General features: G+C 57.5%; 14 protein-coding genes. 12 read left to right on the forward strand and 2 right to left on the reverse strand.

Going from position 1 to position 16004, the window contains the following annotated elements:
• The first annotated feature begins 49 nt into the window (after positions 1–49).
• The 4 genes from JWR17_RS17945 to JWR17_RS17960 all read left to right on the forward strand — a co-directional run bounded on the left by JWR17_RS17945 (position 50) and on the right by JWR17_RS17960 (position 3953).
• Positions 50–781 (forward strand): SDR family NAD(P)-dependent oxidoreductase, encoded by a 732-nt coding sequence (locus JWR17_RS17945; RefSeq protein WP_299833302.1) that lies wholly within the window; start codon positions 50–52, stop codon positions 779–781.
• Entirely contained in the window at positions 778–1770 is a 993-nt protein-coding gene (locus JWR17_RS17950) for a fumarylacetoacetate hydrolase family protein (RefSeq protein ID WP_299833303.1), read from the forward strand. Before JWR17_RS17945 ends, JWR17_RS17950 begins: the two co-directional genes overlap by 4 nt.
• 110 nt (positions 1771–1880) lie before the next feature.
• Entirely contained in the window at positions 1881–3293 is a 1413-nt protein-coding gene (locus tag JWR17_RS17955) for a Rieske 2Fe-2S domain-containing protein (protein WP_299833304.1), read from the forward strand.
• Positions 3294–3347: 54 nt separating this feature from the next.
• Positions 3348–3953 (forward strand): aromatic-ring-hydroxylating dioxygenase subunit beta, encoded by a 606-nt coding sequence (locus tag JWR17_RS17960; RefSeq protein WP_299833305.1) that lies wholly within the window; start codon positions 3348–3350, stop codon positions 3951–3953.
• A gap of 84 nt (positions 3954–4037) precedes the next feature.
• Here the strand turns inward: JWR17_RS17960 and JWR17_RS17965 are convergent, their stop codons facing one another.
• The gene (locus tag JWR17_RS17965) at positions 4038–4790 is read right to left on the reverse strand and encodes a DUF2889 domain-containing protein (protein WP_299833306.1); all 753 of its coding nucleotides are present in this window, start codon (positions 4788–4790) and stop codon (positions 4038–4040) included.
• Positions 4791–4935: 145 nt separating this feature from the next.
• On the opposite strand from JWR17_RS17965, the gene JWR17_RS17970 reads away from it, so the two are divergent.
• On the forward strand, positions 4936–5736 hold the full coding sequence (locus JWR17_RS17970) for an SDR family NAD(P)-dependent oxidoreductase (RefSeq protein ID WP_299833308.1): 801 nt from the start codon (positions 4936–4938) through the stop codon (positions 5734–5736).
• A 310-nt stretch (positions 5737–6046) separates the two neighbouring features.
• On the opposite strand, the gene JWR17_RS17975 is transcribed toward JWR17_RS17970, so the two are convergent.
• Positions 6047–7690 carry an ATP-dependent acyl-CoA ligase gene (locus tag JWR17_RS17975; protein ID WP_299833309.1) on the reverse strand — a complete coding sequence of 548 codons (1644 nt, stop codon included), beginning with the start codon at positions 7688–7690 and terminating at the stop codon, positions 6047–6049.
• Between the two features lie 183 nt (positions 7691–7873).
• Here JWR17_RS17975 and JWR17_RS17980 point away from each other — a divergent pair, with 183 nt between their 5' ends.
• The 7 genes from JWR17_RS17980 (at position 7874) to JWR17_RS18010 (ending at position 15976) form a co-directional block, all read left to right on the forward strand.
• A complete protein-coding gene (locus JWR17_RS17980; protein ID WP_299833310.1) occupies positions 7874–8605 on the forward strand; it encodes a TetR/AcrR family transcriptional regulator in 732 nt (243 codons plus the stop codon).
• Positions 8606–8896: 291 nt separating this feature from the next.
• Entirely contained in the window at positions 8897–9976 is a 1080-nt protein-coding gene (locus tag JWR17_RS17985; protein WP_299833311.1) for an amidohydrolase family protein, read from the forward strand.
• A complete protein-coding gene (locus tag JWR17_RS17990) occupies positions 9976–10845 on the forward strand; it encodes a fumarylacetoacetate hydrolase family protein (protein ID WP_299833312.1) in 870 nt (289 codons plus the stop codon). Before JWR17_RS17985 ends, JWR17_RS17990 begins: the two co-directional genes overlap by 1 nt.
• Before the next feature lie 8 nt (positions 10846–10853).
• Positions 10854–11759 carry a 3-hydroxyacyl-CoA dehydrogenase gene (locus JWR17_RS17995; RefSeq protein ID WP_299833313.1) on the forward strand — a complete coding sequence of 302 codons (906 nt, stop codon included), beginning with the start codon at positions 10854–10856 and terminating at the stop codon, positions 11757–11759.
• Complete coding sequence (locus JWR17_RS18000; protein WP_299833314.1) at positions 11756–12931, forward strand: thiolase family protein; 1176 nt, start codon at positions 11756–11758, stop codon at positions 12929–12931. Before JWR17_RS17995 ends, JWR17_RS18000 begins: the two co-directional genes overlap by 4 nt.
• 168 nt (positions 12932–13099) lie before the next feature.
• Complete coding sequence (locus JWR17_RS18005; protein ID WP_299833315.1) at positions 13100–14374, forward strand: cytochrome P450; 1275 nt, start codon at positions 13100–13102, stop codon at positions 14372–14374.
• A 294-nt stretch (positions 14375–14668) separates the two neighbouring features.
• Entirely contained in the window at positions 14669–15976 is a 1308-nt protein-coding gene (locus tag JWR17_RS18010; protein WP_299833316.1) for an amidohydrolase family protein, read from the forward strand.
• Positions 15977–16004: the final 28 nt, after the last annotated feature.

Below are 16004 nucleotides of genomic sequence, written 5' to 3' on the forward strand. Positions count from 1 at the left end.
CCTCGCTCACCCAACGGGTGGCACCCACAACAATAAGAGGATTTTTGCGATGTCCAGTTCTGTTCCGGACGAGGCGCTTCATGGCACGTCTTTACACGACAAGGTCATTGTCGTAACCGGTGGTTTCGGTGTGCTAGGCAGCACCCTAGGCCAACAATTACTTGAACGTGGTGCTCGCATCGCGTTGCTGGATCGGGCCGAACGGCCCGCCAGCACTGCGTCAGACAGCACGAATGCGCTGTCACTGGGCGGTGTTGATCTAAGCTCCGAGGCGTCAGCGCAATCCGCTCTCAAACAGGTTGCCGAACATTTTGGCCGTATAGACGGCCTGGTTAACGTTGCTGGCGGTTTTGCCTGGGAAACCCTGGAAGAGGGCAGCGTCGCGACCTGGGACCGGCTGTATCAAATGAACCTGCGCACGGCGGTGGTCGCGTCCCAAGCGGTATTGCCGCACCTGAGTGAGACCGGTGGGCGGATCGTCAATATTGGTGCACAAGCCAGCCTCAAGGCCGGCATGGGGATGGGCGCCTATGCGGCCTCGAAAGCTGGGGTTTCCCGGCTTACCGAAGCCCTGGCCGAGGAACTCAAAGATCGCCAGATTACGGTCAACGCGGTACTGCCGAGCATCATTGACACCCCGAACAATCGCAACGACATGCCTGACGCCGACTTCAGCCGCTGGGTCAGCCCGGCGCAACTGACCGCCGTCATTGCGTTCCTGCTGTCCGACGCCGCCGACGCGGTAACCGGCGCCTGCCTGCCAGTGAGTGGCCGGGTATGAGACTGGTAACCTTTACCCGTGGTGACGGCGTCGAGCGTGCCGGTGCGCTGTTTGACAAAGACCAATCGGTGATTGACTTGCAAGCGGCGTATCAGCAGGTGCAGGGGCGCGAGTCAGGTGAACTGAGCAGCGTGCTGAAACTGGTAGAAGGCGGTGAGGCAGCACTCGAGCTGGCCCGTTCGCTGCTCGGCAAGGCACCGGCTGTGGCGGTTTACGAGCGTGCCAGCGTCAAATTGCGCGCGCCGATTCAGCCACCACCGCAAATGCGCGATTGCTCCTGCTTCGAACTGCACTTGCGCCAGGCATTTGCCGCCGCTCGGCGTTCCCGAGCCTTGCGCACCGAAGACCCGGAAGCCACGTTGAAGGCCATGAACACCCGTGCCGACGACCGAGTGATCGAGACGTTCAATCGCCAGCCCATCTACTACAAATGCAACCGTTTTGCCGTGATTGGCATCGACGATGAATTTCAGTGGCCTAGCTTTAGCAGGGCGCTTGATTTCGAATTGGAGTTCGGCTGCTACATCGGCACGCGGGGCAAGGACATTTCCCGCGAGAACGCCCGTCAGCACATCGTGGGTTACACCATCTTCAATGACATGAGCGCCCGAGACGCACAGGCTCTGGAGATGCCCGGTATGCTCGGCCCTGCCAAGAGCAAGGATTTCGACACCGCCAACATCATGGGCCCGTGTCTGGTGACCGCTGATGAGTTGGGCGATCCCTATGACCTGAACATGGTGGCGCGGGTTAATGGCGAAGAGTGGGGGCGTGGCAATACCCGCGACATGCGCTGGCAGTTTGAAGACGTGATCGCCCACATTTCACGCTCGGAAACCCTGTACCCCGGTGAGTTTTTGGGCTCCGGTACAGTCGGCAACGGCTGTGGGCTGGAGCAGTTGCGCTATTTGAAACCGGGTGACGTGGTGGAGTTGGAGGTCGATGGCATCGGCATCCTGCGCACCCAGGCCGGTTCCGCGCTGCGCTGATCGGAACGGTCGTTTACCTTGAGTAAAACGACAGGCATGTACATTATTTATAAAAGTGTCTTATATTCAACCGGCTTAACTCGCCGTGACACCCTGAGCAGGAGGCAATCATGCTAACAAGAACAAGCCCCATATTGTCTGACGGAACCAAAGTATCGGACCTCATTTACCCCTCGTCCCGCGAAGTGCAGATGCGCGTGCTGTCGGACCGGGAGATTTATGAGATTGAGATGGAGAAAATTTTCGGCAAGATTTGGGTCCTTTTGGGCCATGAGTCGGAAATTCCCAACTCTGGCGACTTCATGGTCCGTGACTTGGGTTCCGACTCGGTCATCGTAACCCGTGACAAGGCCGGTGAAGTATTCGTCTCGCTGAACGTTTGCCCGCACCGCGGGATGCGCATCAGCACCGCCGATTGCGGCAATACGCAAATTCATAAATGCATCTACCACGGCTGGGCGTTCCGGCCAAACGGCGATTTCATCGGCTCGCCGGTGGAACGTGAATGCATGCACGGCAAAATGCTGCCCAAGGAAAAACTGGGCCTGCGCCAGGCGCGCGTCACGCTGTACGGTGGCCTGGTCTTTGCTACCTGGAACATCGACGGACCTTCGTTCGACGAATTCCTCGGTGACGCCAAGTGGTATTACGACATGCTGTTCTGTCGGTCCGACAAAGGCATGGAAGTGCTTGGCCCGCCCCAGCGTTTCATCGTCAATGCCAACTGGAAAACCGCTGGCGAGCAGTCCGCTGCCGATGGCTTCCATACCCTGACCCTGCACCGTTGGCTGGGTGAGGTCGGCAACTACGCGAAAAAAGATGAAAACGGCCAAAGCGCTGACCTGAGCCCGGAGATGTACGGCGTAGAAATCAGCTCGCCCCACGGTCACGCCCTGCGCTGCATCGACCTGGCGCGCAAGATCAAGCGCCTGACCGGTCTTGATCCTGAAACCCTGAGCGTACAGCAGAAGCTTGAAGCGCTGCCGCCAGCCGGCATGACCGGGGAGATGGTCGAGCAACTGGCACGCAACCTGACCGAAGATCAACTCAAAGTCCTGACCACCATGCCGCCGCAAGTAGGCGGGATGTTCCCCAATATTTTGTTTGGCTTTGTATACATTCCGCAGCCGGACGGCACCGTCGTCGGTTCGATGACCTTGCACGCCTACGTACCGCAAGGCCCGGACAAGCTGGAGTTCGTCAACTGGGTGTTCGCGGAGAAGGACGCATCACCAGAGTTGCGCGAAAAGATGCTCAAACAGACGATTCAGCTGTTTGGCACCTCTGGCATGGTCGAGCAGGACGATTCCGATACGTGGCCGCACATGACCCAAGCCGCAAAAGGTGCGATGGGCCGCAAGAGCACGCTCAAGTATCAGGCCGTGTTTGAAACCGGGGCGCCAGAAGGCTGGCCAGGTCCGGGCATCGTCAACGAAGGCTTCACCAAGGACGATACCCAGTGGCATTGGTGGCTGTATTGGCACGAATTGATGACCGCGCCAGTCGATGACGACGTTCGGTAATGAAGCGCGTCTGCCACGAGACTCCACACAACAATAAAACTCGGGAATATTTTCATGTCTGAAGCTCAATTGGCTGAGACCCGGCCGGTGGACGTTCAACAGCGTACGGCCGAGCACGTGCAGCCTGGCTCGCCGCTGGGTATCAAGCGCGTGCCGGTGGGTTCACCGGTCTACAACGACGTCGTGACCTTTCTGTATGAGGAGGCCACGTTGCTGGACCAGATCCGCCTGCAGGAGTGGGCCGCACGCCTGGCAACCGATCTGATTTATACCGTGCCCCTGCGCCAGACGCGGACGGCGGCTGAGTTGTCGACCACCATCGTGCGCACGGTTCAGCATTACCACGATGACTACCGCTCGATTCTGGGACGAATCTTGCGCCTGTCCGGCAAAAGCGCCTGGGCCGAAGATCCACCGTCGCGCACCCGGCGTCTGGTAACCAACGTGTTTGTCGAAGAAACGGTAAAGGCCGACGAGTTTATCGTCACCAGCTACCTGTTGCTGACCCGCAGCCGCTTCAAGGAGCATCACGTCGACATCATCAGCGGCGAGCGGCGCGACTTGCTTCGATTTGGTAATGACGGAATCAAACTGGCGCGGCGAGAGGTTATTCTTGACCAAGCGGTGCTGGGCACGCCGAATTTGGCGGTGTTTCTCTAACGGGCTTACACACCTTCTGTAGGAGCCAACTTGTTGGCGAGGTTTTGGTGCGTCGAATACACCGCCTCGCCAACAGGTCGGCTCTTACAGGGGGGCTGTGAATGTCTGGTTCAGCCATCCCTGATCGTCTGCACACAACGCCTCACCCGATTCATTAAAACTCCAGGTCGAGCCCTTGATTCGTAGTGCATCAAGGGCGCGGCTGCTTTGCTGGCTGTAGCAGCGGTCGGTGCTAGAGGCGTGCACCTGAGCGTCAAGGTTGTACACCCGGCCCATGGAAATCATCGTGCAGCGGCGCAGTAACAGCGCCGCTTCAGCTTCGTCCGCGCCCAGCGTTCCCAAGGCCCAGCGCGCCATGCCCTCGCGCAGGTTGATACCGGTGAATGGATCGGGCCCCTCGATCTGCATCCCTTGGGTTACCCATGACAAGAACGGCTCGCCGTTGAGTTGCAAACTCGGCTGTGTGCGATCATTGACCCGCAGCGGCACCTGAATGTCATACCGACGAACCTGTACCGGGCGCAAGGTCGCCGCAAGGGCCAGTCCCGCCAGGTCCAATAGGTGCGTGCATTGGTGTTGGGCGTCAGTTTGACGGGTGACCGAATGGGCAATAGGTGACAAGCGCATGCCGATCAGCTCCCGCAATGGTTCGGTGGCTTGGGAGCAGGCCGAATAGGGGAAGCGCAGCGCTTCGCCAGTGATGTCAAGCAAGGTCTGATGGTCGTGACGCAGGTGCACACGAAAGTGATGGAAGTCGTCTTCCAAGGCCGCACGAACGTGACCCTGATCCCCCTGGACGGTCGATACAATCACCACTCGGCGACGAAAAGTACTCATCAGAAATTATCCTTTTTAGGTCAGGCCGGATAGATTTTTATGAGGTATAGTTGAACACTAAAACGGATTATGTTCATTACCTAATCACTAAAAAAAGCAGTACTGAAACACCCACCTTGAACAACAACAATAAAAGGAGCGGCTAATGGGCCTGCTGCGAGAACAAGTGGCGTTGATCACCGGTGCCGGTGGTGGAATTGGTCGTGGCGTGGCCCTGAGCTTCGCCAAAGAGGGTGCCGCCGTGGTGGTCGCCGAACTGGACGAAGTCAGCGGCGCGGCGGTCGCTGAAGAATTAAAGGCGCTGGGTGCACAAGCGGTCTTCATCAAGACCGACGTCAGTAACAAAGCTGATATAGAAGCGGCCATCGCGGCGGCGGTCGACCACTTTGGCGGGCTGGATATTCTGGTCAATAATGCCTTTGCGCCGACGCCCAATGTGCTGCTTGAGGAAAAAACCGACGCCATGCTGGAGCAGACGCTTAACTCAACCGTCTGGGCGGCCTGGTGGTCGATGAAAGCCGCGTTGCCGCACATGCAGAAGCGTGGCGGCGGCAAGATCATCAATTTCTATTCCATCGACACCGAGATCGGCGCTTGGCTGCATGGTGACTACAACACCGCAAAAGCAGCCATCGTCGGGCTGACCCGCAGTGCCGCGGCGGAATGGGGACGCTTCAACATTCGGGTGAACGCCATCGCGCCAACAGCCATGGGCGCGACTTTTTTTAAATTGGCGGAAGAAAATCCGGGGTTTGCGGAAATGTCGGCGTCAATGCGCCCATTGGGTCGTTGTGGCGAGCCGGAGGCAGATATCGGCCCAGTGGTGGTGTTTCTGGCATCGGAAATGTCGCGCTTCATGACCGGCGAGACGCTGCATGTCGATGGTGGCTTACATTTGCCTGGCTACAACTCACGGCCCAAGCATATTCCAGCTCGGGAATACTGAGGCATAGAAATAGAGCGGTGTGCCTGACACACCGCCTTCCCAAATGAATTCGGTTCCACTGAGATTTCGGCAAGGTACTGAGCCCTTTAGGAGCCAACTTGTTGGCGAGGCGATCTGCCAGGCAAACCGCATTGGCCCCTTCGCCAACAAGTCGGCTCTTTTCAAACAACACATAACGTATTGACTTAAAAATAATCCTACGGGTTTTGTGTTCGCTGCGCGACAGCGCGGCGTCGGAGACGTGGCGGAACCTCCTATAGAGCACGCTCTGTTGCAGATGCGCGGTGTGGATGACACACCGCGCTGGCCTTTAGCGCTTGGCAACCTTGATATCGGTATCGTCCAGATCCCAGGTAGTTGCTGTCTTGCCTTCATCCCGCAGCAAGTATTTGAGCACCCGGCCCTGGGGGTTTTTCGGCAGGCTGGTGCGGAACTCGATGTAGCGCGGCAGTGCGTAATACGGCACCGCGTCTGCGGCCCAGCGAAACAGATCCTCCTGACTCAACTGCACGCCTTCGTGCAGCACCGCAGTCACTTTAACGTCATCCTCACCCTTGTCCGAGGGCACAGCATGCACCGCCACTTCGGACAATGCCGGATGAATGGCGAACGCAGCTTCCATTTCAAAGCTGGAAATGTTCTCGCCACGCCTGCGCAAATAATCCTTTTTCCGGTCCACGAAATAGAAGAAACCGTCGTCGTCGAACTTGCCAACGTCACCCGTGTGAAACCACATATTGCGCATCAGCTTGTGGGTGTCTTCAGGGCGCCGCCAGTAGCCTTGAAACATGATGTCCGGACACAGTGGCCGAACCACGATTTCCCCTGGGGTATTCACAGGTACTTCCTGATCCAGTTCGTCGAATATCCGCACATCAAAGTCAGCGATACGTTTGCCTGATGATCCCGGGGCGGCGTATTCACCCGCCGCCAGCGAGGTAATGACGCAGGCTTCGGTGAGGCCGTAGCCGTTGCCACCCACCAGTTTGGTGCCGAATCGTTCACGCCAGGTTTTCTTGGTTTCTTCCGTGTACGGGTTGCCGCGTGCGGTGTGGATCTGACCCTTGCAGCGCAGCATGGCCTCGTTGTCCGGCGCTTGTGCCAGCAGGCCGCCCATGCCCCCAAGAATCGAGGCGATGGTTGCACCGGAACGCTCGACCTCTTGCCAAAAGTTGGAGACCGAGAAGCGCGGAAGTATCGCGGCGCGAGCGCCCACCAGAATGCTGGCGATGATGCTTACGCACAGGGCATTCATATGGAACAGTGGCAGTGGGGTGATGGTCACGTCATCTTCACTGGCAGGTCCCGCGCGCAACTGCAGGCGGGCCAGGTTGCACATGAAGTTGTAGCTGATCATGCAGCCCTTGGACGGGCCTGTGGTCCCTGATGTGTAGATCAGGCAAGCAAGGTCGGCCGGCTGTGGTTTGACCAACAGTGGCGTGTCGTCACTGCCGCGATAGTCATCCAGAGGCTCGATGGCGATAGCGCAGGCAGGCGGCTCGCCGAGCTCTTTACCGGCCGACAACCTGAACAGAATGCGCTTCACGTCGGTCAGCTGTTCGGCGATGGCCGCCATACGAGGCAGATAGTCAGCCTCGCAGATCACCAGTTGAGTGCCGGTGTCGGCAACCTGATGACGCAGGAATTCACCCTTCAGCGCGGTATTGATGGGCACGCTGACCGCACACAGCTTGTTGATTGCTAACCAGGTGACCACCGCGTCAACGTTGTTGTCGAGCATGGTCAATACGGTATCGCCGGCTTGAATGCCTTGAGCGGTTAGCGCATTGGCCATCCGCGTAGAAAGACGATCAATTTCAAGGTATGTGTACAACTCTCCGCTGAAATCCAGCAGAACCTTATCTGGAAGCCTTGCTACTGCTCGGTCCAATGCCGAGATAACCGTGTCTCTTTCACCGACCGCCCACGTCTCCGGATTTCCAATGCCGCTCATAGCTATACTCCTATTTTGGGGTCATCCCAGCAGTAGGGTGCCCGATTTTATTTTGGATATAGAATGGCATTCTAAATAGGAATTTACTAAAAGTCTTTAGGCATAAGTTGAACAAAAACCTCAGTTCATGCTTATTTCCTATGCTAACGTGCCTACTTGAATTATCCACGGGTCTTTACATTCATGCCGAAACGCGCAAATCAGGTGGCCGAAGCTGCCGCTCCTGACGCTGGTTTGACAGCTAAAAAGAAAGCCAGCGTGGCTGAAAAAAAACCTAAGGTCGCCCGTAAAACCGCTGCTGACAGCGCTGGGCCGGCCCCCAAGGTCAAGCCTAATCGACGTTCAGAAGAAACGATCGCCAACATCCTCGCCGCCACTGGTGAAGTGGTGTTGCAGTCGGGTGCAGACCGCATCTCGATTTTGGACGTGTGCAAGGTGGCAAGCATTTCTCGGGGCACCTTCTATCGCTACTTTTCTTCCCAGGAAGACTTGCTTGATACCTTCTCCAGGCATCAACGCGACAGCTTCCACACCTCGCTAACGGCGGCGTTGGGCGGGATTGACGAGCCTGAGGCACGACTCAATGCGTTGTTTGCGTACATCGACAACTACCTTGAGAAAAGTCGCGCCCGGCGCTTGCTGGTGGTGGCCCCGGACTACGCGCTGGGTTTCTTCCGGCGAATTTTCCATGACTCCATTGTGCGTTTCCAGGATGTCCTGGATATCGTGTTTGACGAGTGGGATAACCGCCTTGGCGTGCGTCTGGACCGGGAGTTGATCTGCGAGATGGTCATCCGTTACGTACTCAGTGAAATACTCGTGCCAGAAAGTGCCAGCCGACGGTTATTGCCAGTGCGGTTGAAAAAATTGCTGGCAGCGCTGACGATGGGGTCTACCTCCCGTACTCGACGCTGAACCGGTTGATTTAGACGCTACCTCTGCGCAGACAAACCGCCATTTCCGCTAAGGGATGGCGGTTTTTTTTCGTCTGGATTTTCACAATATCCCCGTTTTATGAGCCGTTTGACGTTCTTTGGCGAAACGTCGATGGCCCTCGCAACGCTCTGGAAAGGGCTTTTAGCCCGCAAGATGAAAATAAACTGAACAGTATTTTGATTTATGCTCAAATTAATTTTATGCTCAGGTCTCGCAGTCACCCAGAACAATCACAAGAAACGTCAAGTTCTTATCTCGAGGTCCCTGATTATGCTTATTGACCTGCACGCTCATGCACCGCTTCCTGGCTACTACAACCAACACCCGCACTGGGGTCCTTTTTTCGAAGCCTGTGACGATGGCGACATCCGCCTGCGGGTTGGCAAATGGGTTCTAACCCTGGGCTCGCCGGAACGTAAGGCAGCTGTACGCGCCGGGAACGGTTTGAAGCTCGAGGAATACATGGCGCGCTGGGCCGACCCTAAAGTGCGGCTGGCGGGAATGGATGCTGCCGGTCAAAACCTGCAAATAGTCTCGGTACCGTCCCACTGCTACATGTACTGGACCGAAGCCGAATACGCTGTGCCGTACGCTCGCACCGTTAACGACACCTTCGCCGAATATTGCTCTGCCGCCCCTGATCGATTGATGTTCTGGGCCCACGCACCGCTGAATTCGCCAAAAGAAGCAGCCATCGAATTGCACCGTGCCTGCACCCAACTGGGCGCTAAAGGACTGTCCGCAGGTGGTGCCAACTTTGGTGGTCTGGAGTTCGATTCGCCTGAACTGGACCCGGTGTGGAAGGTGCTGTGCGACCTCGACCTGCCGATGTTCATCCATGGCTACAACCAGTCTGTGACCTGGGGCGACCGCGCCAACGAAGACCGCTACGAAACCACGGCCATTGTCGGTATGCAGTACGACGAAACCCGCTGCTTCTGGAACTTGATTTGCGGTGGCGTGCTAGACCGTTTCCCGAACCTCAAGGTCTACATCACCCACGGCGGCGGCTACGTGCCTTATCAACTGGGTCGTCTGGCGCAAACCAACAAAAACCTCGACGTGGTACACAACAAGCGTCCAGTGCTCGACTACATGAAAAACTTCTACTTCGACGTCGAATTGCATGAGTTACCGATGCGTCAGGCGTTGATTGAGGTGGTCGGTGCGGACCAAATGCTCTACGGCAGCAACTTTGGTGGCAGCGATGCAGTGCGTCACGACTTGACCGACGGGCTCAGGATTTCGGACGCTGATCTACAGAAAATCCGCTGGCAGAACGCCTGCAAGCTGTTGCACCTGGATCCAGCGAAAATTGGTCAGGTGACGCCGTCCAAGGTAGCGGTCTGATGAAACTGGCGCGCTGCTCATATTTCGGCACCGGCGTGTTCTGGGGGGTAGTCGACGTCCAGCAAGACATGGTCACGCCCATCTCTGGCGAATTCAGTTCCTGGGCGCCGAAAGTCGCCCGGGGCGCTGGTATCAGCGCCCTGCGCTTTGCCGGCCCGCCATTGCCATTGTCAAAGGTGCAACTGTTGCCGCCCATCGAACCGGTTAATCGGGTGGTGGTGGCCGGGGCAAATTATGCCAAGCATCTGGTTGAATTCGGTCTTGCACCGCCGTCGCAGCCAGTAGCATTTCTCAAAGCCTACGGCGCGCTAATCGGTGCTAATGATCCGATTCGTTTTCCGCCACTGACCAACGAACTGGACCATGAAGTGGAATTGGTCGCCGTGATTGGCAGCGATGAAATCGACCTCGACGATCCGTTGGGTTGCGTGCTCGGCTACACCGTTGGCAACGACGTCAGTGCTCGTGATTTGCAGCGCAGTGGGCCGGTCGGGATCGGCATGGACCTGTTCGCGGCGAAAAGCCAGGACCGCACTACCGGTCTGGGCCCGTGGGTGGTGACCAAGGATGAATTTGGGCCAGGTTCTCCGAAGCTGCGCCTGGTGCTTAAAGTCAACGGCGAAACCCGGCAGGACGGCACGACAGCCGACATGACCTGGGACGTCGGCCAACTGATTGCATTCGTGCAACAACGCTCAAGCTTTGCTTGCGGCGATGTGCTGTTCACCGGCTCTCCCGCCGGTGTCGGCATGGGCACCGGACTGTTTCTGAAACCGGGCGATGTGGTCGAAGCAAGCATCGACGGCATCGGTACCTTGCGCAACGTCGTGAGCGAAAAAACGGCTGCTTATTCGAAGGTCTCCCCATGAGTACTAACATGAATTCCCACAAGCCAGACAAGATCATTGTGGTCGGTGCCGGGTTGATGGGCACCGGGATCGCCCACGGTTTCGCCAGCTCAGGGTTTCAGACCTTGCTGGTGGATACCAACGCGGAGTCGCTTTCGAAAGCCAAAGGCAATATCGAAAAAATCCTCAACGACGGCGTCAAACTCGGCAAAGTCAGCGCAGAACAGGCGCAAGCATCGTTCGCCAACCTGGTGACCTGTGGTGACTTGAATGAGGCAGCGATTGGCGCCAACTGGCTGGTGGAAACCGTCTCTGAGCAGTTGGCGGTAAAAAAGGCCATCGTCACCCTGGCGGCGCCGCTGTTGGCCGAAAATGCCATTATCGCGACCAACACCTCGGCCCTGAGCGTCACTGAAATTGCAGCCTCCATCGGCAGTGCCGACCGGGTCATCGGTATGCACTTCTTCAATCCCGTGCACAAAATGAAGCTGGTAGAACTGGTGCGCGGGCTGGCCACCAGCGATGACACCGTGGCGCGAACCCGCGCATTGTGCGAGGCCATGGGCAAAACATCGATTGTGGTTAACGAGTCGCCGGGGCTGACCACCAGCCGCATGTCAGCAATGCTCGGTAACGAAGCGATGTACATGCTGCAAGAGGGCATTGCTACTGCCGAAGACATCGACACTGCGCTGCGCCTGGGTTTCAACCACCCAATGGGACCCCTGGAACTGGGCGACCTGACGGGCTGGGACACGCGTCTTGCGGTGCTGCGTTATCTGCATCAGACCCTGGGCGAGAAGTTTCGCCCGTGCCCGCTGATTATCAAGATGGTGGCGGCGGGGCGCCTGGGTCGTAAAACCGGACACGGCGTCTATCGCTATGAAGACAACAAAGCCGTGCCAGGCAGTGGCCTGAAAGCGAGCACGCTATGAAAGACATCGTGATTGTCGATGCAGTCCGCACCCCGGTGGGCCGCTTTCGCGGTCGACTGGCCGGGGTGCGTGCCGATCACTTGGGGTCGCTGGTGATCAGCGCACTCATGGAGCGCAACGACCTGTCCCCGGCGTTGGTGGACGATGTGATTTTCGGCAACGTAACCCAAATCGGCGAACAATCGGCGAACATCGCCCGCACGGCGCTGCTGGGCGCGGGCTGGCCGGTGACGATTCCGGGCCTGACCATCGACCGCAAATGTGGCTCGGGGGAGGTCGCGGTGCACATGGCGGCCGGCTCCATCGCCGCAGACATGGCGGAGATTGTGGTGGCCGGCGGTGCTGAGAACATGAGCCGCGTGCCCATGGGCAGCAATCGCGACCTGCACGGCGAAGCCTTTGGGTGGATGGCCAGCGAGCGTTATGAACTGACCAGTCAGGGCGAGGCCGCTGAACGAATCGCTGACCGTTGGTCCTTGAGTCGTGACGCACTGGATGACTATGCCTTCGCCAGTCATCAACGGGCCGCTCAAGCCAGCGATGCCGGTTACTTTGACAGCCAGATCATCGCAGTCCCGGTAGAACAACTGCGGGAAAAAGACCTGAGCGAACCGGTGGCGCCGCTGACGTCAGATGAAACCATTCGCCGTGATACGTCCCGGGAAAAGCTCTCGACGCTGAAGACCAGTTTTCGTCCAGACACCGGAAAGATCACGGCGGGTAATTCATCGCAGATTTCCGACGGCGCGGCGGCGCTTCTGGTAATGAGTGCCGATACCGCACGGCAGCACGGATTAAAGCCTCGCGCTCGGATCGTCGCCTTTACCACGGTTGGGGCTGACCCGACGCTGATGCTCACCGGGCCTATTACGGCAACTGCCAAAGTGCTGAGGAAAGCCGGGCTGAGTATCAATGACATCGATTTGTTTGAAGTTAATGAAGCCTTTGCTTCGGTGCCGCTGGCCTGGATGCATGAAACCGGGGTTAGCCACGACCGGCTGAATGTGAACGGCGGCGCCATTGCCTTGGGTCATCCATTGGGTGCCAGCGGAGCGCGGCTGATGACCACCTTGCTCAACGAACTGGAGCGACGCGGCGCCCGTTACGGTTTGCAGGCGATCTGTTGTGCAGGCGGCATGGGCACGGCAACCATCATCGAACGGCTTGATTGAAAACTCTATTGAGGATTCGGCTAATCCTCCTGGAATGGGAAAAACCAGTATCAAGGCATATCGTAAATAATCGTTCAACTATCGATTGTATGCGCCTAGTATCGGGTCTCGCGGCACCTTTTTTTCAAAGGCTTGCGCCGCCACTGAACAATAAGAAAGGAGATGATCATGTCCGTACCGGCCCAAAGTAATCTGAACAAAGAATTCGCCAATGTCGCCAGCAACTACCGGGGCAGCGACATAGACCTACAGGCTGTTTACGCGGACATGCGCAAAAACTCGCCGATCCTGGAGGGTAACTTCATGGCCAAGCTCGGGGTCCCGTCAATTGCCGGGCTGGACCCTAATCGGCCGACCTTCACGCTGTTCAAATACGACGACGTCATGGCGGTGATGCGCGACGCCAAAAGCTTCACCAGTGGCTTTATCGCTGAAGGTCTGGGGGCTTTTTTTGACGGTCTGATCCTCACCGCGATGGACGGCGACGCCCATAAGAACATTCGCAACCTGCTGCAGCCGGTGTTCATGCCGGAAACGGTTAATCGCTGGAAAGAAACCAAGATCGATCGGGTTATTCGTGAAGAGTACCTGCAGCCCATGGTTGCAGCGAAATCGGCGGACCTGATGGAGTTCGCGCTGTATTTCCCGATCCGGGTCATTTACGCGCTGATCGGTTTTCCTGAAGACAAACCTGACGAGATTGAACAATACGCGGCCTGGGCGCTAGCGATTCTGGCGGGGCCTCAAGTTGACCCCGAGAAAGCTGCTGCGGCACGTGGTGCGGCGATGCACGCCGCCAAAGCGCTGTATGACGTGGTGAAAGTAGTGGTTGCGCAACGTAGAGCGGATGGCGGGGAGGGCGATGATTTGATCAGCCGCCTGATTCGCGCCGAGTACCAGGGCCGCTCGCTGGACGATCACGAAATCGCGACCTTTGTGCGCTCGCTGCTGCCCGCTGCCAGCGAAACCACGACCCGTACGTTTGGCACGTTGATCACATTGTTGCTGGAGCATCCGGAAACGCTGGAGCGGGTGCGCAATGACCGCAGCCTGGTGAATAAGGCCATTGACGAGGCGGTGCGTTATGAGCCCGTGGCCACCTTCAAAGTGCGCCAGACGTCTGAAGACACGGTGATTCGTGGCGTTGCGATCCCCAAAGGCGCCATGGTTCAGTGCATTGTGTCATCGGCCAACCGTGACGAAGACGCCTTCGAAAACGCCGATCGTTTCGACATTGATCGCAAGACTCGTCCTTCGTTTGGTTTTGGCTTTGGTCCGCACATGTGCATCGGCCAGTTTGTGGCCAAGACTGAGATCAGTTGCGCGCTGAATGCCATTCTTGACCTGATGCCAAACATCCGCCTCGATCCAAGCAAGCCGGCACCGAAGATCGTAGGAGCGCAGTTGCGTGGTCCCCATGAGGTGCATGTGATCTGGGACTGATGTTTGTCCTGTATTAGCCGAACCCGCAGCGTAATGGTTGCGGGTTTTTTGTTGGTTGAACGCAAAGCAGGCGAGGCCCCGGCGGCCCCTATCGCAGCCTTCGGCAGCTCCTGCATAGATCGCATAGACAAACTGTGCAGCGAATTTATTCGCGAAGGCGGCACCTTGATTCAGTGTCTCGTCGCCTCAACGGGGAAATTAATATGAACACAATCAAATAAAGTGTTTAATTAGTAGCAGCTGTGATCTATGATTCAAAGCACAACAACAAACCCGTTGCGAAGGGGAAGAACAATGAAAATTGAAGATATGATTCTCGTCAGTGTCGATGACCACGCCATTGAGCCGCCTAATGCATTCGCGCGGCACATGCCGGATCGCTTCAAAGGCCGCGAGCCCCATGTGGTCAAAGTCGGTGAGCGTGATGTCTGGATGTTCGAGGAGATGGCCACCGGTTACATGGGCCTCAACTCAGTGGTCGGCCGGCCAAAAGAGGAATACGGCATGGAGCCGTTGGGCTACGACCAGATGCGTCGTGGCACCTGGAACATCAAGGATCGCGTCGATGACATGAACGCCAACGGCGTCCTGGGCTCAATGTGCTTCCCGACGTTCCCGGGTTTTGCTGGCCAGCGCTTCCAGAACCATGGCGACCGTGAAGTTTCCCTCGCGGCGATTCGCGCCTACAACGACTGGCACCTGTACGACTGGTGCAACGCCGCGCCAGGTCGTTTCATCCCGCTGATGATCGTGCCATGGTGGGACATGAACGCCGCAGTGGCTGAAGTCAAGCGTCTCTCAGCGCAAGGCGTGCACGCGTTGTCTTTCTCAGATAACCCTGCATTGATGGGCTTTCCGTCAATCCACGATACGTACTGGGATCCGTTGTGGAAAGTCTGTGCCGACAACAAAGTCGTGCTGTGCTGCCACATCGGAACCGGCGCCAAGGCCAATCACGCGTCGGATATGTCGCCGATCGATGCCTGGATTACCGCCATGCCGATCTCCATCGCCAACTCGGCGGCGGACTGGATCTGGGCGCCAATGTGGAAAAAATTCCCCGACCTGCGCATGGCCTTGTCCGAAGGCGGTATTGGCTGGATTCCGTACCTGCTGGAGCGTGCCGACTTCACCCACCGTCACCACAGCGCCTGGACCAACGCCGACTTCGGCGGAAAAATGCCCAGCGACGTGTTCAAGAAGCACATCATCACGTGCTTCATCGAAGACAACTTCGGCCTGAAAAACCTGGATGCCGTGGGTGAAGACATGGCGTGCTGGGAGAGCGACTATCCGCACTCCGATTGCACCTGGCCGAGCTCGCCGGAAACCACGTTCGATGGGCTCAAACACCTGTCCGACACCACCATCAACAAAGTCACTCACCTCAACGCCATGCGTGAGTTCTCTTATGATCCGTTCTCGATCATCCCTCGCGAACAGTGCACGGTCGGCGCATTGCGTGCACAGGCCACGCATGTGATCACCGAGCCAGCGCTGGGTCTCGGCGGTGCGGATTACACCCGTGCTGACGGCAAGCCCGTGACCTCCGGCGAAATCAACGCGATGTTCGCCAAGGCAGACGCACAGGCGGCGCTCTAAACCGCGCAGCTTAAAACGTAGCGGTTCG

This window comes from Pseudomonas sp., from assembly GCF_028293835.1.
Lineage (GTDB): Bacteria > Pseudomonadota > Gammaproteobacteria > Pseudomonadales > Pseudomonadaceae > Aquipseudomonas.